Genomic DNA, 24,041 nt, shown 5'->3' with positions numbered 1-24,041 from the left:
TGAGCAGAGATTTCAGATGATCGTGAGCAACGATTTCGCGGGATCGTGAGCAAGGCTTTCGGAGCCTTGCAGCGCTTCGGCCGACAACTCAACCGGCTTAGGGATGACCTCGTGGTTAACGAGGAAGTCCAATGCCTACCCAGAGATTGTCGATGCGCCGGATCAAGGAAGTCCTTCGGTTAAAACATTTTCAAGGCCTGCCAGAGCGGGCCATCGCGCGGAGCGTGGGCGTCAGCAACGGCGTTGTGCACAGCTACCTGAGCCGCGCCCGCTCTGCTGGGTTGAGCTGGCCGCTTCCGGAGGGAATGACCGATGAAGACCTGGAGCTTTTGCTTTTCCCGGCCCCACGACCAGCGTCTCAGAGCCCGCAGCGGCCGGTGCCCGACTGGAGCTACATCGATAAAGAGCTCCGCCGGCGCAACGTAACCGGTCGCCTGCTCTGGGAGGAGTATCGCGCCGTTAATCCCGACGGTTTCGGGTACACGTGGTTCTGCACTACCTACGAGGCCTGGAAGGGGCGGGTCCGACCTTCGATGCGGCAGATTCATCTGGGCGGCGAGAAGGTGTTCGTGGATTTCGCCGGCGACACCATCGACATCGTCGATCCCCTGACCGGGGAAGTGCAGCCGATGAAGCTGTTCGTCGCGGCGATGGGCGCTTCGAACTACACCTACGCCGAGGCCTGCCCCAGCGAGAGCTTGGCCGACTGGATCCGGGCCCACGTCAACTTGTTCACGTTTTTGAGCGGAACGCCGACGTTCGTGGTCTGCGACAACCTCAAAGCCGCCGTCAGCAACCCCGACCGCTACGATCCCGGCCTCAATCGCACTTATGCCGAGATGGCGAGCCATTACGGCACGGCCATTCTCGCCGCACGGCCGCGGCGCCCAAAAGACAAGGCGAAGGTCGAGGTCGCGGTGCAAATCGCCCAGCGCTGGATTCTGGCCCGGCTGCGCAATCAGCGCTTCTTTTCCCGGGCCGAGCTCAACGCCGCCATCAAGACACTCGTCGACGAACTCAATGCTCGTCAAATGCGTGGCTTCGGCTCAAGCCGCGCCGAACTGTTTGCCGAACTCGACAAACCCAAGCTAACCCCGCTGCCAGATCAGCCTTATGCCTTCGCACGCTGGAAGCGCTGCCGCCTCGCTCCCGATTATCATGTCGAGGTCGACGGCCATTGGTACTCCGCGCCGTATCGTCTGATTGGCGAGCTGGTCGATGCCCGTATCGACGATCGGACGGTCGAGATCTTCCACAAGGGCCAGCGGATCGCCAGCCATGCCCGCGCGCCCAACCGACGCGGACACACCACCATCGCCGACCACATGCCCAGCGCCCATCGCCGCTACGGCAAATGGACCCCCGCCGCGGTGATCGCCGCCGGCGAGCGGATCGGTCCTTCGACAGCAGCGTTTTTCCAGGCCGTGATCGACGCCCGCCCCCATCCAGAACAAGGCTTTCGAACCTGCCTTGGCATTCTGGCGCTCGTCAAAAGCTACGGCGCCGAACGCCTCGACGCAGCCTGCCGGAGGGGCATCCTCATCAAGGCGCGCTCCGTCGCCTCGATTAGATCGATCCTCCAGAACGGCCTCGATCGCACGTTCTTCGACGAATCTTTCGAGCACCAGCCCCTGCGCCACGGCAACATCCGCGGACGCGACTACTTCCACTGAAGCAAGGAGAGACCCGGCATGCTTAACCACCCAACCCACGAACGGCTGATCGAGCTTGGCCTGACCGGAATGGCCAAGGCCTTCGAGGAGCAGCGCCGATCGCCCGATCTCGAAGCCCTGCCGTTCGAAGATCGCATCGGCCTGTTGGTCGACCGCGAAGCCGCCGAACGCGACACCAGGCGGCTCACCACGCGCCTCAAGATCGCCGCACTGCGCCAGACTGCTTGCGTCGAGGACGTCGATCTGCGCACCCCGCGGGGCATCGACCGCGCCGTTTTCGCCAAACTCGTCGAAGGTCGCTGGATCGATCGCCACGAGAATTTGCTCGTCACCGGGGCAACCGGCCTGGGCAAAAGTTGGTTAGCCTGCGCGCTCGGCCACAAGGCCTGCCGCGACAACCGATCAGTCCTCTATCATCGCGTTCCAAGGCTGTTCGAGGCGCTCGCGCTCGCGCGCGGAGACGGACGTTACGCTCGGCTCCTCAAAAGCCTCGGCCGCGCTCAGCTTCTGATTTTGGATGATTGGGGACTATCGGTGCTCACCGCCGCGGAACGCCGCGATCTGCTCGAAATCCTCGAGGACCGCCATGGCCGCGCATCCACCATCGTCACAAGTCAGCTCCCCGTGGACACCTGGCATGGAGCCATTGGGGACCCCACGGTCGCCGACGCCATTCTCGATCGCCTCGTCCACAACGCCCACCGCCTCCAGCTCACCGGAGAAAGCATGCGAAAACGCAGCGCCAAAACCATCACCCTTGACGGCCAACCAGAACACTGACTCTATCTCCCATCGGCCGTAGCGGGCTGCTCACGATCGTCTGAATTCAGTGCTCACGATCGCGCGAAATCGATGCTCACGATCCGTGAAATCCGCAATCTGGAAAAACCAGCTCCTGGAAGGCGCCGCCGGCGTGTTTGGGCATGACAAGACATCGGCCGAGACGCCGGTCGATTTGAAGGCGTTACATGCCAAGATCGGCGAGCTGGCGTTGGAAAACGATTTTTTGTCCGGCGCGCTCACCAAGGCGGGCCTGCTGAGCGCAAAGCGATGATCGACCGCGATCATGATCTTTCTATCGTGCGCCAGGCGAAGGTCCTGAAGCTGGCTCGCAGCACGGTCTACTATGAACCTCGGCCAGTTTCGGCCGAGGACCTTGCCTTGATGCGTCGGCTCGATGAGCTGCATCTCGATTATCCCTTCGCGGGAGCGCGTATGCTGCGATCGTTGCTGCGGCGGGAGGGCGTATACGCGAGCTATGGCGGAATCTGGGTGATGACGGTGTGAGGAAGGCGGCGTATCGAGGCGGGTGACGAGCCTGCCAGAACCTCTCGAGGAGAGCGATACGCCATGACCGAGACTACCAATGTTCTTGCTTTCCGTCAGCCGTCCGCGGTTGATGATCCACTGACCGATATCGTTCGTGCCGGCGCGCGGGACCTGCTTGCCAGGGCGATCGAGATCGAGGTTGGCGCGTTTCTGGCCAGCACGGCCAATCTGACGCTGCCCGACGGTCGAGCGCGCCTGGTCCGACATGGGCACGGTCCGGTGCGCGAGATTGCGACCGGCATCGGTCCGGTGGAGGTCGCTCGTCCCAAGGTCCGCGACCGCGGAGCGAGCGGGCCAGGCGACCGCCTCCGCTTCAGTTCGGCAATCCTGCCGCTATGGGCGCGGCGGACGAAGAGCCTGGATGCCTTGATCCCGGTCCTCTATTTGCGCGGCATCTCGACCGGCGACTTCCAGGAGGCGCTCTCGGCGCTGCTCGGCAAGGATGCGCCGAACCTGTCGCCTTCGGTGATCGCCGGCCTGAAGGCCGATTGGCAGGTCGAGTACGAACGCTGGCAGAGACGCGATCTGTCGGCGCGTCGCTATGTCTACATCTGGGCCGATGGCGTGTACCTGCAGGCCCGCATGGAAGATCACAGCGAATGCATGCTGGTGCTGATTGGCACCACGCCGGAAGGCAAGAAGGAGCTGATCGGCTTCCAGGTCGGCGTGCGCGAGAGCGCGCAGAGCTGGCGCGAACTCCTGATCGACCTGCGGCAACGCGGGTTACGGATTGCCCCGCAACTCGCCATCGGCGACGGCGCCCTCGGCTTCTGGAAGGCACTGGACGAGGCCTTTCCCGGCACGCGGCACCAACGATGCTGGTGCCATAAAGTGAGCAACGTACTCGACAAGGTCGCCAAATCCGTGCAGGGCCCCATGAAGAACGACCTGCGGAACATCTATCTGGCCCCACACCGGGCCGAAGCTGAAACCGCGATCGACGTCTTCGTCGAGAAATACCACGTCAAATACGGACGTGCGGTGGAGTGCCTGATCAAGGATCGCCATGCGCTGCTCGCCTTCTTCGACTTCCCTGCTGAGCACTGGATCCACCTACGCAGCTCGAACCCGATCGAGAGCGTCTTCGCCACGGTGCGCCACCGAACGGTGCGGACCAAGGGATCGCTGTCGCAACAAACTGCGAAGCTGATGGTGTTCAAGCTCATCGACGCCGCATCGAAGACCTGGCGGCGATTGAAGAGCACGAACCAGTTGCCGAAAGTCATCGCCGGTGTAAAGTTCATCGACGGAATCGAAGTCATTCCGAACACTGAAAGCCACGCCGCCTGATCAGGCCGCGTCACCCAAAATCAGCCATAGCTCCGTATACGCCGGTCGCCGCCACATCGCGACGCTGATGAAGCGCATGGGGATCGAGGCGGTCTATCGTCGCCCGAACACGAGCAAGCCGGCTCCGGGTCACAAGATCTACCCGTACCTGTTGCGCGGATTGAAGATCGAGCGGCCCGACCATGCGTGGGCAATGGACATCACCTACATTCCGATGCGGCGTGGCTTCCCCGTGGGTCGGTCAAAATCCCCCGGGTATGGTCACTTGAAACTCCCCCACCTGATGATCGCCGTCAGCGCCGCTGAACAGCAGTAGCCGGTCAGGCAGGACGTTTATGTTCGACCCCTTTAGCCAGCAAGGGGCCGGGGAGTTGAACGTCTTGAAGCGACATCTGCAAAGCACCGTACTTACATTACTTGATCGCAACACCAGCCAGCGCGAGATTCACCGGCTGACGGGTGTCGATCGCAAGACGATCCGGCGTTATCAGGCGCTGCGGGCCGGTGCGGAGGCAAATTCCCCCGGGGAAGTGACCACCGGCTCGGTGAGCGCGGACGGCCAAATTCCTCCACCCCGACCACCGGCTTTTGGGACATCGGAAGCGACGGTCACCAGCAGCCTGGCCCGTTCGGCTTGCGAAGCGCATCGGACGTGGATCGAAGAACAGGTCCGGCTGAAGCGGAACGCGCAGGCGATTTACCAGGACCTGGTTGATCAATTTGGCTTTCCGTCCAGCTACCAGAGTGTCAAGCGGTTTGTGCGCCGGTTGCGGCACGCTGATCCTGAGCAGTTTGATCGTCTTGAGTTCCTCCCCGGCGAGGAAGCTCAGGTCGACTATGGCGAGGGCGCGCCGACGGTTGATCCGAAGAGCGGGCGGTACCGTCGTCCCCGCCTGTTCGTGATGACGCTACGCTACTCGCGGCGCAGCTTCCGGCGGGTAGTCTGGAAGTCCAGCCAACAAGTCTGGGCGCAGCTCCACGAAGAGGCGTTCCGGTATTTTGGCGGGGTCCCCAGCTATGTCGTGCTCGACAACCTGAAGGAAGGCGTCCTCAAGCCGGATTTGTACGAGCCCCAGCTCAACCCGATTTACAGCGCGATGCTGGCTCATTACGCCGTGGTCGCCGATCCCGCGCGCGTGGCCGATCCAAATCGGAAAGGATGCGTCGAGAATGCGATTCAACATACCCAGGGCACTGCGCTGGCCGGACGGCGCTTCGAGACGCTGGAGGCGCAAAACGAGTTCTTGAGGCACTGGGAGGAGAACTGGGCTTCCAAACGCATCCACGGCAGCACGCGCCGTCAGGTCGAGGCGATGTTCCAGGAAGAGAAGCCGCACCTGCGGCCGCTGCCTGTCGCTCCCTTCCGCATCTTCACCGAAGTCGTCCGGACTGTCTGCGACGACACCACCGTACGCGTCGACAACAGCTATTACGCCGCGCGGCCCGCGCCGATCGGCAGCCAGGTCGTCGTGCGCATCTACACCACCACGATCGAGATCCGTGATCGCCACACCCGTGCGCTGCTGCGTGTTCATTCCCGGATGGCGCACCCCGGTTCTGTCGTCCTGCCGACCAGCGAACGGCCGTTCAACCCGTCGCGGCAAACCGCCGTGCTGCTGGCGAGCGCCGAGCGCATCGGACCGCAGACCAGGGCCTTGTGCCAGCAGGTGTTCGACACCGAAGGGCGCCCCGGACAGCGCGCGATGTGGGGCATTGTCGGGCTGGGCCGGAAGTATCCGGCGCGGCTGGTCGAGCAGGCCTGCGCGCACGCCATCGACAACCGCATCTACCGCTACAAGCACGTGCGTGCGACCGTCGAGCGGTTGTTCGAACAGGCGATCGAGCAGGTTGGAGTGACGCCACAGCCGGCATCGCCGCTCACCCAGGATCATCCGCTGATCCGTACCCCCGCGGAATACGGCGACCTCTTCAGCCGCGCTGTGCGGCGCGACGCCGACGACAATGGTCGGCAGGCCGAGGCTCACGACGATCACGCCACGGCAATCCGCGCTCGTGTCGCCTGCGCAACCCCGGCCAACTCCGGCGCCACGAGCGCTCCCGCTGCACCTTCTCACCTTAAACTGGAGACCTAGCCACATGATGACCATGCCGGAAATTGAGCGTTGCCTACGACAGCTGCGCCTGTCGGGTGTCCGCGACACGCTGCAGACGCGCGTGCTCCAGGCGCAGGGCGCCAACCAGCCCTTCCTCGAGACCTTCTCCCTTATCCTGCAGGATGAACTGGACCGTCGTCAGTCCCGTCTTATCGAGCGGCGATACCAGCAATCCGGGCTCGACGAAAAGCTGACGCTCGCCGAGTTCGACTGGTCCTTCAATCCCAAACTGCCACGTCAGACCTGCTTCCAGCTCCACACCCTGGCGTTCATTGCCGCTGGCGAGAACGCTCTGCTTGTTGGCAAACCTGGCACCGGGAAGTCGCACATCGCCAAGGCGATTGCCTATCAGGCGATCCTGCAAAGCCACAGAGCTATGGCGGAATCTGGGTGATGACGGTGTGAGGAAGGCGGCGTATCGAGGCGGGTGACGAGCCTGCCAGAACCTCTCGAGGAGAGCGATACGCCATGACCGAGACTACCAATGTTCTTGCTTTCCGTCAGCCGTCCGCGGTTGATGATCCACTGACCGATATCGTTCGAGCCGGCGCGCGGGACCTGCTTGCCAGGGCGATCGAGATCGAGGTTGGCGCGTTTCTGGCCAGCACGGCCAATCTGACGCTGCCCGACGGTCGAGCGCGCCTGGTCCGACATGGGCACGGTCCGGTGCGCGAGATTGCGACCGGCATCGGTCCGGTGGAGGTCGCTCGTCCCAAGGTCCGCGACCGCGGAGCGAGCGGGCCAGGCGACCGCCTCCGCTTCAGTTCGGCAATCCTGCCGCTATGGGCGCGGCGGACGAAGAGCCTGGATGCCTTGATCCCGGTCCTCTATTTGCGCGGCATCTCGACCGGCGACTTCCAGGAGGCGCTCTCGGCGCTGCTCGGCAAGGATGCGCCGAACCTGTCGCCTTCGGTGATCGCCGGCCTGAAGGCCGATTGGCAGGTCGAGTACGAACGCTGGCAGAGACGCGATCTGTCGGCGCGTCGCTATGTCTACATCTGGGCCGATGGCGTGTACCTGCAGGCCCGCATGGAAGATCACAGCGAATGCATGCTGGTGCTGATTGGCACCACGCCGGAAGGCAAGAAGGAGCTGATCGGCTTCCAGGTCGGCGTGCGCGAGAGCGCGCAGAGCTGGCGCGAACTCCTGATCGACCTGCGGCAACGCGGGTTACGGATTGCCCCGCAACTCGCCATCGGCGACGGCGCCCTCGGCTTCTGGAAGGCACTGGACGAGGCCTTTCCCGGCACGCGGCACCAACGATGCTGGTGCCATAAAGTGAGCAACGTACTCGACAAGGTCGCCAAATCCGTGCAGGGCCCCATGAAGAACGACCTGCGGAACATCTATCTGGCCCCACACCGGGCCGAAGCTGAAACCGCGATCGACGTCTTCGTCGAGAAATACCACGTCAAATACGGACGTGCGGTGGAGTGCCTGATCAAGGATCGCCATGCGCTGCTCGCCTTCTTCGACTTCCCTGCTGAGCACTGGATCCACCTACGCAGCTCGAACCCGATCGAGAGCGTCTTCGCCACGGTGCGCCACCGAACGGTGCGGACCAAGGGATCGCTGTCGCAACAAACTGCGAAGCTGATGGTGTTCAAGCTCATCGACGCCGCATCGAAGACCTGGCGGCGATTGAAGAGCACGAACCAGTTGCCGAAAGTCATCGCCGGTGTAAAGTTCATCGACGGAATCGAAGTCATTCCGAACACTGAAAGCCACGCCGCCTGATCAGGCCGCGTCACCCAAAATCAGCCATAGCTCAAAGCCACAAGGTCCAGTATCTTGAGACCGACGACTTCTTCCACCGCTACGCCCTGAACTCTCCGGCACAACGCGAGGTCCGGCTGCGAACCATCATCGACTGCGATCTCCTCGTGCTGGACGATCTATTCCTCGCACGCGCCATCCCCGACGACGCCGGCACTTTGCTGCAGACCCTGATCCATCAGCGTTACAAACTGCGCCGCAGCGTCATCGTCACCTCCAATCGCGTCGTGCAGGATTGGGGGGCATACCTTGGGGACAACACTATGAGCACGACGATCCTCGATCGCCTTATGCATCATTGCCATCTGCTTGAGTTCGACGGACGCAGCTATCGGCTCAAAGAAGCCGCTGAAGCTCTTGCCCGGGAAACAAACTCAAACTAACAGTCCCTTGTCCTGCCTCGCGGGTGGAGGAATTTGACTGACCACACCCGGAGGAATTTGAAGTGACCCGCGGGGGGCTTCGTCTATCTCGCGGCGGTCGTCGATGTGTTCAGCCGACGGGTCCTGGCCCATCGCGTCTCGATCACAATGGAGGCGGCCTTCTGCGTCGAAGCGGTCCAGGAGGCGTTGGCGAAGCACGGCAGGCCCGAGATTTTCAACACGGATCAGGGCAGCCAGTTCACCAGCCTCGAGTTCACCGATGTGCTGCTGGACGCGAAGATCGCCATCAGCATGGACGGCAAGGGCGCCTGGCGCGACAACGTGTTTGTCGAGCGGCTCTGGCGCACGGTCAAATACGAAGAAGTATATCTCCGCGCCTACGACAGCGTGTCCGAGGCGCGAGCGTCAATTGCCAAGTATCTGGCCTTCTACAATCAGGGACGCCCTCACTCGAGCCTTGACGGGCGCACGCCCGACGAGGCTTACTTCGGCACGCAAGCTATGGTGATGGCCGCATGACCGTCGCCGACGGTTTTGTCGTCGCTCTGGTCGGGCTACGCCCTCCCGACGCAACGACAAAACCGTAAAGCCCCGCGTTCAGCATAACCCGGCAGGAATCCACTTAAATCCAGCGGGGCGCTGTCCAAACAACCGGGGCCAGCTCTGACGTCGCAGTTACCAGCGGCGAGCGCCAAACTGCCATAGCCCGGCCAGGCCGGCTGTGCAGTGCCTACCGGTCGGGGACGAGATTGCTTCGGTTTAGGTCTGGCTGCCGTCTTCCCGCCAACCGCCTAGCCAGCGCCCGTGTACTTTCGTGCTCAAAGGCGCCTGTATCCAAGCCGCTGGGCTGGTCTTGTTGCGCCAATTCTAGGTCTAAGAATGCGTGGCATATGGTTTGCTCCACCAGTGAGGTCACGATCTACAAAAGCAAGTTTGTGAGGACACCATGCTCGGAATTGGAAGTCAGTTGCCGCCATTCGACATCACAGGCGTGAAGCCCGGTTTTCAAGCGCAGGAAGAGGAAGGCAGAGTGCGTTTGAGACGCTGACCGAAATGAGCTTTCCGGAGAAATGGAAGATCATCTTCTTTTACCCAAAGGACTTTACCTTCGTCTGCCCGACAGAGATCGCAGAATTTGCTCGGCTTTCCAAGGAATTCGCTGACCGAGATGCGGTTGTACTGGGTGGCTCGACTGACAACGAGTTCTGCAAGCTTGCTTGGCGGCGCTCACATGTCGACCTGCACAATCTACCAATCCGCAATTTGCCGACACAAAGGGAACGCTCGTCGATGGCCTCGGGGTGCGTTCACCCGAAGGGGTTGCCTATCGTTATACCTTCATTGTTGACCCCCAAAACACGATTCAGCACGTCTATGCGACCAATCTGAGTGTGGGCCGCAGTCCTAAGGACACACTCCGCGTTCTAGACGCGCTGCAAACCGACGAGCTCTGTCCCTGCAACCGCGAAATCGGCGGGGAAACACTGAAGGTTGCGTGACGCAGCATGTCGCCGATCGAACAAATCTACGACAAGATTCCCGATTTCGCGAAGGATGTCAGGATTAACTTGACCTCCTTGATGGCCGATGAGACGCTTTCGCCGCGGCGAAAATACGGGGTGCTGGTAGCGAGTGCAGTTGCCACCCGCAATTCAGCCCTGATTGCCGCGGTGGAATCGGCAGCCTCGGGCGTGATGACATCTGTGGCGATCGCCGCAGCGAAAGCTGCGGCCTCCGTAGTGGTAATGAACAATGTCTACTACCGCTTCGTTCACCTCGCTTCCAACCCAGAATACAAGACGATGCCGCCGCGGCTGCGCATGGACGTGATTGGCAATCCCGGCGTGGACAAGTCCGATTTCGAGCTGTGGTCGCTTGCTGTCTCCTCCATAAACGGCTGCGGTATCTGCATTGATGCCCATGAGAGGACATTGAGAGCCGCGGGCGTCAATTCGGAGACGATCCAGACCGCCGTGCGCTTTGCTGCGATCACACAGTCAGTGGCGATCGCACTCGAGGCCGCTGGGCCTGCCTCCCCTCAGGCAGGAGACTGATCTTTTCTCTGCCATCAGATCGACGGCATCGTGGCGCTACTCAGTGGCGCCACAACGAGCCTTTTGCTGCTTATCTGCATGTCACGTCTTGCGTCGCGTTGCGATGACGGGTGTCTTCTCAAACAACCCGGCGCTATGCAGGTGACAGTGAGCGCGCCACAGATACAGTGAGATCGCGTCGGCTAACGCCGCACCACCCTTCGCTCTGTCATCACCCAAACTTGAACAGAACACCATATCCGCCGCGCGGGTGGCTCCATTCGATGTCGCCGGTCGGCTCGGCGATCACGCGGCAGGTACCGCATTCAATGCAGCCATCAACTGTAACTTCGACCTGGCCGTTGTCGTTGAGCTCGTAGCATCGCGCCGGGCAGGCCTTCAAAAGTGTGAGGAGCTGCGGCGATGGCGTCTTGTGCGCACGTACCCTGACGTGAGGGTGCCCGGCGTCGACAAGATAACGGTTGTAGTACAGCTTGTCTTCGACGCGCACGGAGGGTTCGACATTCATGCTTTTGCCTTCCACTGTTGGACTTCACACTGTCGCGATCACCGCCAGGCCCTGGCAAAACGGTAAGCATCGCCGACCAGACCTGACCATGACCGCGTCTTGACAAAGGATTTGAGGCTCGCCTTCTCCTTCTCAACCTTGGGCGTACCATCGACGCGCACAAAGTTCTGCATCGCCTTGGAGATAAGCTGCGGATAAGTGAGAAAGAAATTTTCGGAGTGGGTATGCATGAGGGGTGGCAAATCCTTGTACTTCTTGAGATCTTTGATGACGAAAGAATCGTCCAACATCTTTTTGTAGATTGAGAGATTTGTTGCACTCATCGGTTCGCCGCGCGATTTGACCAGACCTATCGCTTCGGCCGCGATACGGCCCGATGTCATCGCGAGATTGGAGCCCTCACGATGAACGGCATTGTTGAGTTGGGCGGCATCGCCCACGACGACCCAGCCCTCCCCATAAAGCTGTGGGATCGATTTGTAACCGCCTTCGGGAATGAGATGCGCCGAATATTCCTTTACTTCGGACCCTGCTATCAGTGGCGCCACAGAGGGATGCCTTTTGAATTCATCGAGCAGGCCATACGGCGTTTGGCCCGTGCGTTGGAAGTCGGCGACGAGACAACCGATGCCAAGCGAAATGCACTCTTTGTTGGCGTAGATGAAACCCATCCCGGTCATGCCGCGGGAAATGGTACCGGCAGCCTCTATCACGACGCCTTCATCCCCCTTAAGATTGAAGCGTGCTTCGATGGTTTCACGGGGCAAGAAGTGCATTTCCTTCACCGCGAGCGCAACGTTATCGGGTGCCGGACGGGCGCGCAGGCCCGCACGCGTGCCGAGCAAGCCATTGACCCCTTCGGCCAGAACGACGACGTCAGCATGTATCTCGCCGTCACGGCGATCTGTACGAACACCGACGACCCTGTTACGATCGTCCTGCGCGAGCTCTGTGACGGTGGTCTCGCAAAGCACGATCGCGCCAGCTTCCCGCACCTTTGAAGAAAACCATTTGTCAAACTGGGCGCGTATAATCGTATAGCGGTTCGGCCTCTGCTCGTTGAAGTCCTCCGAACGGTAGTGCATGCCGACATGCGAGCGATCGTCCATCATCCAGAACCGCTGTTCGATCAGGTGGCGTTCGAGTGGCGCCTCCTCTCGAAACTCGGGGATCAGCTTTTCCATCATGTCGGCATAGAGGATGGCCCCCTGCACATTTTTCGATCCGGGATATTCGCCCCGCTCGAGCTGCAGCACCTTCATGCCCTGTTTGGCCATCGTCAATGCCGCCGCGTTGCCGGCCATACCGGCTCCGACCACGATCGCATCGAATCTCTCTTCAATCATCAATATCTCCTCTAGACCGCGATCCTGGCGCGCGAATCTGGCAGAAGCCGCGCGCGAAATGCAGCCGTCAGGGCTGGCAACAATTGCATAGCATCACTGACGATCGCGAGATGGGCGAAGTCGAAGATCGGAGCGTTTTTGTCCGTGTTAACGGCGACGATCAGATCCGCGCCCTCGACGCCGACCCGGTGCTGGATCGCACCGGAAATGCCCGCGGCAATATAGAGCTTCGGCCGGATGGTTTTGCCTGTCTGACCGACTTGCCGGTCAGACGTAACCCAGCCCTTTTGCACGAGAGGACGCGAGCAGCCATATTCAGCCCCAAGCAGAGCTGCGAGCTCGCGTACCAACCGGAAGTTCTCAGGCGATCCCAGTCCAAGGCCGCCCGCAACCACAACATCGGCATAGGCCAGAGTGGAAGTTTCTGCATCGCGGTCGGGTAGGAAGGACAATACTTTCGTGACTATATCGTCTTCTACAAGGCCGAGCGGATGAACGACGATACGAGCGGCATCGCGCATAACGCGTGCAGGCATCGGCATCACTCGCGGGCGGACCGTGGCCATCTGCGGGCGGTAATTCAAGGTATAGATTGTGCAGAGCAACGAGCCGCCAAAAGTTGGCCGCGTCGCCGCAAGTGAACCGTCGGCGTCCACGTCCAGCGTGGTGCAGTCGGCAGTAAGCCCCGTCGATAGATTCGTCGCCACGGAACCTGCGAGATCGCGACCAAGCGTCGTGGCACCCAACAGCAATATCTCGGGCTTGTAGGTGTTGACGAGTTCGGTGAGCGCTTTCGTATAAGATTCGTTGCGGTAATCCGACAACACATTGTCGCTCACGAGATAGGCCAGATCGGCGCCGTAGCAAAAGGCTTCAAGTGCGGCGTTGCGTGTGTGCTGCCCCTCCGGACCGACAACGACAGCGGCAAGATTCACGTTTAGCCTGTCGGCAAGACCACGCCCCGCACCCATGAGCTCCCAGGAAACGGGATGCACTTGGCCCCGCTCCAGCTCGACGAAGACCCAGACGTGCTTGTACGACTTGAAGTGCTCCGGCAGTTCTTTTTTGGCTGCTCCGCGGCCGGCCCCTGCTGGCATCGCCGTTTTGCTGACCTTGCTCATAGTCTAAATTCCTCTCGACGATAGGCGCGCCCGCGCCACGGGTTGCTTTTTCGCTTTCGTTAACCGAAGTTCACTTTTGGCCGGCAAGTGGCTGGCTGCTCTGCCCGCCTGCGCGCTCGGACCAGTCGCACCACAATACGCGTCGTCGCAATTGGCGCACCCATTCGGCCGGCTTTGGAGGGATCTTGCAAACTGAATCCTTGGGTGCCGGGCTCGACGAGCGCCACCGTGGCCGGCCAGGACGAGGTGATCCTGACCGGCCACTTCCATGCCTTAGTTGACTAGTCCGTTCGCGGCGCCTCGCCGGTACCATCGATGGAGGTCCTGGCAAGGCTTCTGTCACGCGACCGTGCCGAGCCTCCAGCGCTGGCACTCCGTGTGGGAGGAGGGCACCACTTTTCGTAGCGCAGTTTCTATCTGCGATGAGATGCAGACACATTTGAGCGGGATCGGGGGCCGATTTGATGCGGACGCTACTGTGCATAGCCGCCGCAAGAGCCGCGCGAAGGGGACACCTATTATTGACTACCATCTCACCGTCACTACGAAACTGCGACCGCGTCAAAGACCGTTGCGAACAGACCTGACGGCATCGTAGGCCTCGATATGATGCCGCAGGGGGCTCGGCAGGCAATGTAAGCAGCATCATGGGTCCTCCTTCAAACTCACCGCGGGCGCCACCATCTGTCGGCATCGATGATCAGATCAGCAGGACAACAGCAAGTGTCGTACCAGTTGCAAAGACGATTGAAGTCAGTGGGACGTATTGGCTTGCGCCACACATCAAACAGCTGCTGATACCTGGTCACGAATAATCCGGACATGGGTCGGGAATACGACAGCCGTTGGCCGGGCCATGACTAAGAGACTTGCCGCGATAAATAGAAAGCCGCATTAACGGAGCGCCTCGGCGTCCGCCGGACAGACTTCGCTTACAGTGGAACGCTAGGTCACTTCAACTCGCTCAAAGGAACGAAGGCCGCAGCCTTCTTGGAGTCTGAGACGGCATCCTTCAAAACCTTGAACACTCGCTCGTCGATCGGTGACGATGCCACGAAATCTCCATATGCCCGTTCCAGCATCGCCTTGCATCGAGTTCTGATTTCCGGCTCTGCGGCACCAGCAAATTTCTCCTGTGCGAGGTATTGTCCCATGCGCTTCAAAATGTGAAGGCGCGCGACATTCACGATCTTAGGGTCGTACTCGACGCCAAGCAGCGAAAAAAACTCCTCTGCCGATGAGGCCTTGCCGAGTCGATCTAGAATACCGGTTGCTGGGGATGAGCTGATCATCGAATATTCTCCTTCGGTTTAGCTCTGGTGAGCGCCCACATTGAGCGGATCCGAAACAGTAACGACAACGCGCCCGCGGGTTTTGCGGTTGCGCTCAATCTGATGAGAACTCGGTGACGGCGCGGAAAGACTTCTCATGACTGACACCTGAAGTTCGCGGGCCCGGTATATCCTAACACTTGGTTGACCTTTTCCATCGTTAGCTCCTGATGACTACACAGCCCGAAGACGGCATGGATATTGTGGCAAGGGACCACATATTTCATCGACACCCTTGCGTCGACCCTCGCGTCGGCGCCTCTTTCCCGGGTCCGTGCGGCACTCCATCATGGTAAGCGGAAGATCTGCTTCGATAATTGCGCGGACGCGATGTTTTTGTTGACCGCGCCCGCCGTTACCGCCGCAGTCTTTGTGATCCTAACGGCCGACCTAGTGCAAGAAGTCACGCTTCTCTTTATGACCTTGTTCAGCAAATGCATCGTGGCAAATGCGACAGCGCTATGAGGCCGAACGCGTTGCCCTTTGGTGCGACAGGTCCGTTGCGGCGCACCAACACGGGTGAACTGTAGCCTAGCACTCGATCTTGCCGCCTTAACCACACGGCCGTCCGCTCGCATCCAAGTTGGTGATCCGCGCCCTCCTCCGACCTGCGGCCTACAAATGCGGTGAAGCCTTTTCGGATAACGATGCGACTGCGGTCTCTCCTGGCGTTTCAGATGCCCGGCCGCTGGACACAGCCGGCCATGCTGCGGCCTGCAACAGCAAATCGCGCCGACGCTCGGCCATCCGGCTCTCACCGCTTTCTTCACCGAAACAGATGTTGAATTCGTTACATTGATTGCACACGGGTGTCGTGCACATCGCAAGGCCTTCGTCCTCGCAAAGCATGCGGTAGAAGAAGCGCTTCCAACGCATATTGTTGACATTGCTCGCGGCGAGCGGCGCGAAATGCCGGCTCATCACGAGCGAGAGTTCGCCACGATCACGCAAGCCGAGAGCTTCCCAAAGATGGTCCGGCTCCATGGCGCGGCGCGCGATCATCGCAGCCAGCCACCGGCCGATATCCCCTTCCGTCGAGCGATGCTTGAGCAACAGATCGCGAAGCATTGCGATCTCCTCATCCTCTTCCCGCTTGAAGGGCGCGGCCTGCTCCGGGGCCCTGATCCCGGTTGGGAGAAAGTGCTGCTCCAGTAAGACCGCCAATTCAACGCCGGACAGGCCAACTTTCTCAGACAGACAGCCACCATCCATCGTGGCAGCCGCCAGGATAGACGCCAGGGCATGGCGATCGAGATTGCTGTCGATGGCGATATCGGCATTTGCAGGATGTTCACCGGTGAGCAGCCGGTAGGTTGAAATTCCCTTGTGCAACTGGCTATTGGCGTCAGCAGCACAGGCAGTCGTGAACGGAAGGACGTGCGGCTCGGACATAACTCTGCGGTTTTTCACAATGCGTGGTTCGTCACGGCGCACTCTGGTTTTCGCGGCCGATCGTCAGTATGCCGGCCCCCCCCCCCGGGAAGGGGGGGTGAGGGAGACCGGCATCTGTCGCTCGCCTTCGCAAGGCGGCGACTCGCGGCCTTTACGAAGCTGCGAGTTCGGCGGCGGTTTTGCCGATGATTGATTCATCCACGGCCTTTATAATGCCATGCTCCATCAGCATGTCCTCGAGCTCATCCATTGAGATCGGGGTCGGGATGATGCCCTTGCCGCCATTATTGTGAACCTTGGCCGCTAGTTTCCGATAGTGATCAGCCTGCTTGGAATCGGGTGCATATTCAAGCACCGTCATGCGACGCAGCTCTGCATGCTGCACCACATTGTCACGCGGCACGAAGTAGATCAGTTGAGTGCCAAGCTTCTTGGCCAACGCTTCCGCCAGTTCCAATTCCTTGTCGGTCTGCCGCTCGTTGCAGATCAGGCCGCCCAACCGCACCCCACCTGAGTTCGCGTATTTCAGGATCCCCTTGGAAATATTGTTTGCGGCATACATTGCCATCATTTCACCAGACATCACGATGTAGATCTCCTGCGCCTTGTTTTCGCGGATTGGCATCGCAAAGCCACCGCAAACAACGTCGCCAAGCACATCGTAAGAAACATAGTCAATGTTCTCGTAGGCTCCGTTCTCTTCAAGAAAATTGATCGAGGTGATGACACCGCGGCCGGCGCAGCCGACACCTGGCTCAGGGCCACCGGACTCAACGCAGCGAATGTCCTGGTAGCCAACCTTCATTACGTCCTCGAGCTCTAGATCCTCCACGCTGCCGGCGCTCGCGGCAAGACTCAAAATCGTGTCTTGAGCCTTGGCGTGCAGAATAAGGCGAGTCGAGTCCGCTTTCGGATCGCACCCTACAATCAGGATCTTCTGACCCATCTCTGCCAGCGCCGCTAGCGTGTTCTGCGAAGTGGTGGACTTGCCGATTCCGCCCTTCCCGTAGAAGGCGATTTGTCTTAGTGAAGCCATGCTGCTCTCCATCAACCGATTTGCCAAACGTTGCGCGCTTCTTTTGCGAGCTTTGCTTCCCTCGCAGAAGCGGGGGCACACGGGTTCAAGGGAAGGAGCGCATCGCTCGCCTTACACGTCGGCGTGCACTCAGCCCTCACTCAGTGTTGCTGCCGCTTATCAGCAACAGCCGTGCCAAGGTCTAACCCGGCACCTTAAGCTTCTGATTACGTTTCCAAAAGCAACCAGCCGGCGCGTGATCGTAGGCTGTTTTGGATCTGACAAGATCTGCCCGGCTGTCAGACAACGAACAAACAATCGCAAACATGAACGCCAACAGCCGAATAGGCTGACTTAGCCGATGCCGCCATTGTGGAACAGAGCTTGCTCCCGCTCGCGCAAGCTCAGCCATGTGAGGAGTAAAGATGCCGGACGGAGTCAAAATGAGACGGGCCAGCGGCTTTGCAAATTCGCTGAGGGCGCACCATGCGCTGATATTGACGTTGACTGTCAAGAACTTCGAATGGCTCCCGGGAAGCAGCAGCCCTGTGCTATTCGCCCAGCATAGCACGCCTACATAGGTACGCCGTGGCTACAATCATCTTTTATCAGAAGCCCGGCTGCGCCACGAACGCGCGTCAGATTCAAGCGCTAAAGTCCGCCGGTCATGACGTGGTCGTCCAGGACATCTTGAAGGAGCCATGGCATGCGGACGAATTGCGCAGCTTCTTTCGCAATATGCCCGTCGGCTCCTGGTTCAACCGAGCCGCGCCTCGTGTCAAGTCGGGCGAAGTCAATCTCGATTCTATCGACGCGGCGAGCGCACTCGCATTGATGGTGAGTGATCCACTCCTGATACGACGACCGTTGATCGACTTAGACGGAATACGATGTGCCGGGCTCGATCGCGAGCCCGCGCTGTCGCTGCTTGGCCACCAGACGCAGGAGCATCTCCAGGGATGCCTGCACCAAGCAACTCGCACGCGCTGCCCGAAGATGGGATCAAGCGAATGAGCCTGTTCCGGACGATCACACCAGAAGAATGACGTTCTCGACTTGCGGCTTGCTTGGCGCGAGTATTTCCTTTAGCAAAACGTGTTTCGCAGCTGTGATCCTGATGCAACTGAGCGGCACGATCGCTCCCATATTTGATTGGTATCAAATCTTTCGCCGTTCCTTATGTGTGACAGAGACCTTGCGCGGCTTCTCGCGCGACTTCTGGAATGGAGAATTCGATGAGAGCAAGAACAGTCCTGGCAACTGTATCGGTCTTCGTGCTAGCGACCTCGTTCGTTGGCCAGCAACTCGGTACGTGGTGCTGATCTGGGTCCGGCGCCGGTCTACTATAAAGCTCCCCCTATTGAACCCCGCAACCCGTGGATGATCCGCCTGCGCGTGCTTGGCGTTTTGCCGGATACCGCAGGCAGTTCTGTCAACGTTCCAGGGACGCCGTTGCTGTCATCACCCAACTCTGGGCTTTCGATCAGCGATCAAGCTATACCAGAGCTCGACATCACCTATTTCTTCACAGCTAACTTAGCCGCCGAACTCATTCTCGGCGTGACCAGCCATCACGTCAGCGGCAATGGCGCGCTCACAGGGCTCGATATCGGCAAAGCCTGGCTCTTGCCTCCTACACTGACCCTGCAATATCACTTCACCGATTTTGGGCCGCTTAAGCCCTATGTCGGCGCGGGCATCAACTACACTGTATTCTTCAACCAATCGGCAGCCAATACTTCGCTCGCCGGGCTTTCCGTCACGGATCTAAACATCAAAAACCAATTCGGCGCGGCAGTCCAATTCGGTTTCGATTACATGCTCGATCGCCACTGGGGCCTCAACTTTGACGTTAAAAAGCTGTGGCTGCGGCCGGAGTACTCGGCCACCTTAAACAATGCGATTGCCGTTACGGGCCGCGCCCATATTGATCCATGGCTCGTCAGCGGCGGCGTCGCTTACAAGTTCTGACGTTAGAGCAGAGCCAGAGTGGAGAGGCCGTTTGATAAACTCGGATCCCAGCAGGATCATCGAGCTCGTCTCCTACTCTCGCCGGACTGACACGGAAAGCCGGCTGACGCGCCATCGACGCGTCAGCTCGCAAGAGAGGGAACCGCTGGCGTTGCTCGCGCTGCAAGTTACGAATCGCGCAGCACGTGAGTAACATTACACAAACGTCGACTCAGAATATGATCATACGTCTGTTTCGCCACGCTTAAGACCGAAGCCATTTTCCCATTTGCCTGATAAGAAGGCGATACGCCGCTGACAGCCTAATCTTGGCCGCGAAGTGCCCGGTTAATCTCAGACGATCCGCCCCCCAACGTCGAGCCGACCATGCTAGTACCCACTTTTCTTGGAACGTGAGTCGTGATTCAAGGTCGGGATGATACCCGAAGCAAGAGAAGTCCACCTTTCGAGGAAAGATCGCAAGGTGCTTGAGGCGTGCTGTCGCTCACCGGTGACGTTGCAGCGCGATTTGAAGCGGGCGCGGATAGTTCTGTTGGCGGCGGATGGGCGCAGCACCCGGTCGATCGCCAAGGAAGTTGGGGTCCAGCCGCGGATTGTCAGCCTTTGGCGGCATCGCTATGCCGACCATGGCCTTGAAGGGCTGCAAGACAAGCCGCGGCCTGGCAAGCAGCCGATCTATACGAAGACGACCGACAAGCGGATTCTGAAGCTGCTGGATAAGCCGCCACCGCAAGGGTTTGCGCGCTGGACCGGCCCCCTGCTGGCCGAGGCGCTGGGCGATGTCGATGTCCAATATGTCTGGCGGTTCCTGCGCAGCCACAAGATTGACCTGGTGGCTCGCAAGTCCTGGTGCGAGAGCAACGACCCGAACTTTACGGCCAAAGCCGCCGATGTTGTCGGCCTCTATGTCGCGCCGCCGGCGAAGGCCATTGTGCTGTGCGTGGACGAGAAGCCCTCGATCCAGGCTTTGGAGCGAGCGCAGGGTTATCTGAAGTTGCCCAATGGCCGCGCCTTGACCGGCCAAAGCCACGATTACAAGCGGCATGGCACCACAACATTGTTTGCGGCGCTCGAAGTCGCCACCGGAAAGATCATCGCGACCCATTCAAAACGCCGGCGCCGCGTCGAGTTTCTCGATTTCATGAACAGCGTCACCGCGACTTTTCCGAACCGCAAGCTTCACGTCATCCTCGACAACCTCAACACCCATAAAAAGAACGAGGACTGGCTCAAGGCCCACCCCAACGTGCAATTTCATTTCACGCCGACAAGTGCGTCATGGCTCAATCAGGTCGAAGTATGGTTTTCCATCTTGCAGGGGCAGTCGCTCAGCGGCAACTCCTTCACGAGCCTCAAGCAGCTTCAGGAACACATCGATGCCTACGTCAACGCATACAACGACAGAGCCGAGCCCTTCGTCTGGACCAAGAAAAAGGTCCGTCAACGCCGTTTCAAAGGCCGCCGTATCACTCAGCTCTGATTCCGGGTACTAGCTAACCCGGCAAGCAGCCGCCAAGGAGCTATGCGGGAAACTGGGTGATGACGGAATGAGATAGGCGGCGTATCGAGGCGGGTGTCGAGCCTGCCAGAACCTCAAGGAGAGCGATACGCCATGAACGAGCATAGCAACATTGTCCCACTGCGTCAGCCCGATGAGATCGACGATCCACTGACGAATATTTTGCGATCTGGAGCTCGGCAGCTGCTTGCGCAGGCTGTCGAGATGGAAGCCGAGGCGTTTCTCGCCGCGATGAAGGGCTTGAAGCTTCCCGATGGCCGCGACCGCCTCGTGCGACACGGCCATGGTCCAGTGCGGACGATCCAGACGGGGATCGGCGCCGTCGAAGTCGCCCGGGTAAAGATTCGCGATCGCGCGGTGACCAGCGATGGCGAGCGGATCCGCTTCACCTCGGCGATCCTGGAGCTATGGCTGATTTTGGGTGACGCGGCCTGATCAGGCGGCGTGGCTTTCAGTGTTCGGAATGACTTCGATTCCGTCGATGAACTTTACACCGGCGATGACTTTCGGCAACTGGTTCGTGCTCTTCAATCGCCGCCAGGTCTTCGATGCGGCGTCGATGAGCTTGAACACCATCAGCTTCGCAGTTTGTTGCGACAGCGATCCCTTGGTCCGCACCGTTCGGTGGCGCACCGTGGCGAAGACGCTCTCGATCGGGTTCGAGCTGCGTAGGTGGATCCAGTGCTCAGCAGGGAAGTCGAAGAAGGCGAGCAGCGCATGGCGATCCTTGATCAGGCACTCCACCGCACGTCCGTATTTGACGTGGTATTTCTCGACGAAGACGTCGATCGCGGTTTCAGCTTCGGCCCGGTGTGGGGCCAGATAGATGTTCCGCAGGTCGTTCTTCATGGGGCCCTGCACGGATTTGGCGACCTTGTCGAGTACGTTGCTCACTTTATGGCACCAGCATCGTTGGTGCCGCGTGCCGGGAAAGGCCTCGTCCAGTGCCTTCCAGAAGCCGAGGGCGCCGTCGCCGATGGCGAGTTGCGGGGCAATCCGTACCCGCGTTGCCGCAGGTCGATCAGGAGTTCGCGCCAGCTCTGCGCGCTCTCGCGCACGCCGACCTGGAAGCCGATCAGCTCCTTCTTGCCTTCCGGCGTGGTGCCAATCAGCACCAGCATGCATTCGCTGTGATCTTCCATGCGGGCCTGCAGGTACACGCCATCGGCCCAGATGTAGACATAGCGACGCGCCGACAGATCGCGTCTCTGCCAGCGTTCGTACTCGACCTGCCAATCGGCCTTCAGGCCGGCGATCACCGAAGGCGACAGGTTCGGCGCATCCTTGCCGAGCAGCGCCGAGAGCGCCTCCTGGAAGTCGCCGGTCGAGATGCCGCGCAAATAGAGGACCGGGATCAAGGCATCCAGGCTCTTCGTCCGCCGCGCCCATAGCGGCAGGATTGCCGAACTGAAGCGGAGGCGGTCGCCTGGCCCGCTCGCTCCGCGGTCGCGGACCTTGGGACGAGCGACCTCCACCGGACCGATGCCGGTCGCAATCTCGCGCACCGGACCGTGCCCATGTCGGACCAGGCGCGCTCGACCGTCGGGCAGCGTCAGATTGGCCGTGCTGGCCAGAAACGCGCCAACCTCGATCTCGATCGCCCTGGCAAGCAGGTCCCGCGCGCCGGCACGAACGATATCGGTCAGTGGATCATCAACCGCGGACGGCTGACGGAAAGCAAGAACATTGGTAGTCTCGGTCATGGCGTATCGCTCTCCTCGAGAGGTTCTGGCAGGCTCGTCACCCGCCTCGATACGCCGCCTTCCTCACACCGTCATCACCCAGATTCCGCCATAGCTCGCGATCCTGCCGTTGTGGGCACGGCGCACGAAGAGCTTGGATGCACTTTTGCCGGTTCTGTACCTGCGAGGCATCTCGACGGGCGACTTCCAGGAGGCGCTGGCGGCGCTCTTGGGCAAGGATGCGCCGAATCTTTCTCCGGCGGTGGTTTCCAGACTGACGACGGAGTGGCAGCTCGAGTACGAGCGTTGGCAGAAGCGCGATCTGTCGGCGCGCCGGTACGTATACGTGTGGGCGGACGGCGTCTTCCTGCAGGCTCGCATGGAAGACCACAGCGAATGCATGCTGGTGCTGATCGGCGCGACGCCGGAAGGCAAGAAGGAACTCATCGGCTTCCAGGTCGGCGTGCGCGAGAGCACGCAGAGCTGGCACGAACTGCTCGTCGAGGCGAAAACCCGAGGGCTGAAGATCGCCCCGGAAATCGCCGTCGGTGACGGCGCGCTCGGCTTCTGGAAGGCGCTCGACGAGGTCTTTCCCGCCACGCGACATCAGCGGTGCTGGGTGCACAAAACCGCGAATATCTTGAACAAAGTCGCAGTGTCGGTACAGGCCAGCATGAAGAAGGATCTGCGCGAGGTCTATTTGGCGTCCAACCGAGCTTCGGCCGAAGTGGCGATCGATGTCTTTGCCGAGAAATACGGAGCGAAGTACGACAAGGCGGTCGAGTGCCTGACGAAAGATCGCGACGCAATGCTTGCGTTCTACGAATTCCCCGCCGAGCATTGGGACCACTTGCGGACGACGAATCCCATCGAAAGCGTGTTCGCGACGGTCCGGCACAGAACGGTGCGCACGAAAGGTTCGTTATCGTCAACGACTGCCAAGTTGATGGTGTTCAAGCTGCTCTGCGCCGCATCAAAGACCTGGCGGCGGCTGAAAGGCACAAATCAGTTGCCGAAGGTCAGCGCAGGTGTCAGATTCGAAAACGGCATCGAGGTCATCCAAGTGCCGGAAAACCACGCCGCCTGATCGCCTCGTCACCCAAAATCCCGCATAGCTCGCAACACGCGAACCCCGATGGAACAGCTCGATGGTCCGGGTGGTGGCGCGGACGTCGACCTGCTCCCGGATCAGGCCGTGTGGAACTGAGTAGAAGAAGCCGTCGATCTCGACATGATAATCGAGCGAGACGCGGGCCACGCGCCATTCCGCAAACTGATAATCGGCGTCCGGCAACGACGCCAGGACCGACATCTCGACCGTCTCGAACAATTGACGGCGACTGACACCGAGCCGGCGCATGATGTGCGCGTTGATCCGCTCCAGCGCAGCGGCAATGGCTGCGTTCGCCTCGGCCAACGAGAAGAAGGTCTGGCGACGAAGCCGCCCGAGGATATAGGTCTGGGCAAACCGAACCCCGGCCTCCACTTTTGCCTTATCCCCCGTGGGTCGGTCAAAATCCCCCGGGTATGGTCACTT

Annotated in this window: 15 protein-coding genes and 10 pseudogenes; 17 read left to right on the top strand and 8 right to left on the bottom strand. The window is 60.1% G+C overall.

Features of this window, described 5'->3' with window-relative positions; genetic code table 11:
- The first annotated feature begins 131 nt into the window (after positions 1-131).
- The 12 genes and pseudogenes from istA (ABIF91_RS22145) to ABIF91_RS22090 all read left to right on the top strand — a co-directional run bounded on the left by istA (ABIF91_RS22145) (position 132) and on the right by ABIF91_RS22090 (position 10,619).
- Positions 132-1,673 carry an IS21-like element ISFK1 family transposase gene (gene istA, locus ABIF91_RS22145; protein ID WP_424578664.1) on the top strand — a complete coding sequence of 514 codons (1,542 nt, stop codon included), beginning with the start codon at positions 132-134 and terminating at the stop codon, positions 1,671-1,673.
- 18 nt (positions 1,674-1,691) lie between these two features.
- Positions 1,692-2,453 (top strand): IS21-like element ISFK1 family helper ATPase IstB, encoded by a 762-nt coding sequence (istB, locus tag ABIF91_RS22140; RefSeq protein ID WP_011090937.1) that lies wholly within the window; start codon positions 1,692-1,694, stop codon positions 2,451-2,453.
- Between the two features lie 97 nt (positions 2,454-2,550).
- Positions 2,551-2,918: pseudogene (locus ABIF91_RS22135) on the top strand (IS3 family transposase); the annotation flags it as partial.
- A 105-nt stretch (positions 2,919-3,023) separates the two neighbouring features.
- Complete coding sequence (locus tag ABIF91_RS22130) at positions 3,024-4,292, top strand: IS256 family transposase (protein WP_038952271.1); 1,269 nt, start codon at positions 3,024-3,026, stop codon at positions 4,290-4,292.
- A 43-nt stretch (positions 4,293-4,335) separates the two neighbouring features.
- Positions 4,336-4,521 (top strand): annotated as a pseudogene (locus ABIF91_RS22125) (IS3 family transposase); the annotation flags it as partial.
- A 106-nt stretch (positions 4,522-4,627) separates the two neighbouring features.
- Complete coding sequence (istA, locus tag ABIF91_RS22120; RefSeq protein ID WP_100214066.1) at positions 4,628-6,385, top strand: IS21-like element IS1631 family transposase; 1,758 nt, start codon at positions 4,628-4,630, stop codon at positions 6,383-6,385.
- A 4-nt stretch (positions 6,386-6,389) separates the two neighbouring features.
- Positions 6,390-6,779: pseudogene (istB, locus tag ABIF91_RS22115) on the top strand (IS21-like element IS1631 family helper ATPase IstB); the annotation flags it as partial.
- A gap of 95 nt (positions 6,780-6,874) precedes the next feature.
- The gene (locus tag ABIF91_RS22110) at positions 6,875-8,143 is read left to right on the top strand and encodes an IS256 family transposase (RefSeq protein WP_038952271.1); all 1,269 of its coding nucleotides are present in this window, start codon (positions 6,875-6,877) and stop codon (positions 8,141-8,143) included.
- A gap of 23 nt (positions 8,144-8,166) precedes the next feature.
- A pseudogene (gene istB / locus ABIF91_RS22105) lies at positions 8,167-8,565 on the top strand (IS21-like element IS1631 family helper ATPase IstB); the annotation flags it as partial.
- Positions 8,566-8,634: 69 nt separating this feature from the next.
- A pseudogene (locus tag ABIF91_RS22100) lies at positions 8,635-9,084 on the top strand (transposase); the annotation flags it as partial.
- 427 nt (positions 9,085-9,511) lie between these two features.
- Positions 9,512-10,064 (top strand): annotated as a pseudogene (locus ABIF91_RS22095) (peroxiredoxin).
- A 6-nt stretch (positions 10,065-10,070) separates the two neighbouring features.
- Positions 10,071-10,619, top strand: coding sequence for a carboxymuconolactone decarboxylase family protein (locus ABIF91_RS22090; protein WP_011084585.1), 549 nt, complete (start codon positions 10,071-10,073; stop codon positions 10,617-10,619).
- 211 nt (positions 10,620-10,830) lie between these two features.
- Here ABIF91_RS22090 and ABIF91_RS22085 read toward each other — a convergent pair whose 3' ends face one another.
- From ABIF91_RS22085 to nifH, 6 genes are all read right to left on the bottom strand, one after another.
- Positions 10,831-11,127 (bottom strand): ferredoxin family protein, encoded by a 297-nt coding sequence (locus ABIF91_RS22085; protein ID WP_011084584.1) that lies wholly within the window; start codon positions 11,125-11,127, stop codon positions 10,831-10,833.
- Positions 11,128-11,165: 38 nt separating this feature from the next.
- On the bottom strand, positions 11,166-12,473 hold the full coding sequence (locus ABIF91_RS22080; RefSeq protein ID WP_011084583.1) for an FAD-dependent monooxygenase: 1,308 nt from the start codon (positions 12,471-12,473) through the stop codon (positions 11,166-11,168).
- Positions 12,474-12,484: 11 nt separating this feature from the next.
- Positions 12,485-13,594, bottom strand: coding sequence for an electron transfer flavoprotein subunit alpha/FixB family protein (locus tag ABIF91_RS22075; RefSeq protein ID WP_424579390.1), 1,110 nt, complete (start codon positions 13,592-13,594; stop codon positions 12,485-12,487).
- Between the two features lie 950 nt (positions 13,595-14,544).
- The gene (nifW, locus tag ABIF91_RS22070) at positions 14,545-14,886 is read right to left on the bottom strand and encodes a nitrogenase stabilizing/protective protein NifW (protein WP_011084580.1); all 342 of its coding nucleotides are present in this window, start codon (positions 14,884-14,886) and stop codon (positions 14,545-14,547) included.
- A gap of 654 nt (positions 14,887-15,540) precedes the next feature.
- Positions 15,541-16,359, bottom strand: a complete 819-nt coding sequence (locus ABIF91_RS22065) for a nitrogen fixation protein NifQ (protein WP_011084579.1) — start codon at positions 16,357-16,359, stop codon at positions 15,541-15,543.
- A gap of 109 nt (positions 16,360-16,468) precedes the next feature.
- Complete coding sequence (gene nifH, locus ABIF91_RS22060) at positions 16,469-17,353, bottom strand: nitrogenase iron protein (protein WP_011084578.1); 885 nt, start codon at positions 17,351-17,353, stop codon at positions 16,469-16,471.
- Positions 17,354-17,920: 567 nt separating this feature from the next.
- Between nifH and ABIF91_RS22055 the strand changes: the two genes are divergently transcribed.
- From ABIF91_RS22055 to ABIF91_RS22040, 4 genes and pseudogenes are all read left to right on the top strand, one after another.
- Positions 17,921-18,346, top strand: a complete 426-nt coding sequence (locus ABIF91_RS22055; RefSeq protein ID WP_011084576.1) for an ArsC/Spx/MgsR family protein — start codon at positions 17,921-17,923, stop codon at positions 18,344-18,346.
- A gap of 297 nt (positions 18,347-18,643) precedes the next feature.
- Positions 18,644-19,303, top strand: a pseudogene (locus tag ABIF91_RS22050) (OmpW/AlkL family protein); the annotation flags it as partial.
- Between the two features lie 415 nt (positions 19,304-19,718).
- Positions 19,719-20,783 carry an IS630-like element ISRj1 family transposase gene (locus ABIF91_RS22045; RefSeq protein ID WP_424579389.1) on the top strand — a complete coding sequence of 355 codons (1,065 nt, stop codon included), beginning with the start codon at positions 19,719-19,721 and terminating at the stop codon, positions 20,781-20,783.
- A gap of 132 nt (positions 20,784-20,915) precedes the next feature.
- Positions 20,916-21,233: pseudogene (locus tag ABIF91_RS22040) on the top strand (IS256 family transposase); the annotation flags it as partial.
- A gap of 24 nt (positions 21,234-21,257) precedes the next feature.
- Here the strand turns inward: ABIF91_RS22040 and ABIF91_RS22035 are convergent.
- Positions 21,258-22,525 (bottom strand): annotated as a pseudogene (locus tag ABIF91_RS22035) (IS256 family transposase).
- Between the two features lie 100 nt (positions 22,526-22,625).
- Here ABIF91_RS22035 and ABIF91_RS22030 point away from each other — a divergent pair.
- Positions 22,626-23,591 (top strand): annotated as a pseudogene (locus tag ABIF91_RS22030) (IS256 family transposase); the annotation flags it as partial.
- Here the strand turns inward: ABIF91_RS22030 and ABIF91_RS22025 are convergent.
- Complete coding sequence (locus ABIF91_RS22025) at positions 23,478-23,990, bottom strand: Mu transposase domain-containing protein (RefSeq protein ID WP_424579388.1); 513 nt, start codon at positions 23,988-23,990, stop codon at positions 23,478-23,480. The pseudogene ABIF91_RS22030 and the gene ABIF91_RS22025 overlap by 114 nt on opposite strands.
- Between the last annotated feature and the right edge of the window lie 51 nt (positions 23,991-24,041).

This window comes from Bradyrhizobium sp. USDA 241, from assembly GCF_049739505.1.
GTDB classification, from domain to species: domain Bacteria; phylum Pseudomonadota; class Alphaproteobacteria; order Rhizobiales; family Xanthobacteraceae; genus Bradyrhizobium; species Bradyrhizobium liaoningense.
This window is presented reverse-complemented; position numbering and strand designations above follow the sequence as displayed.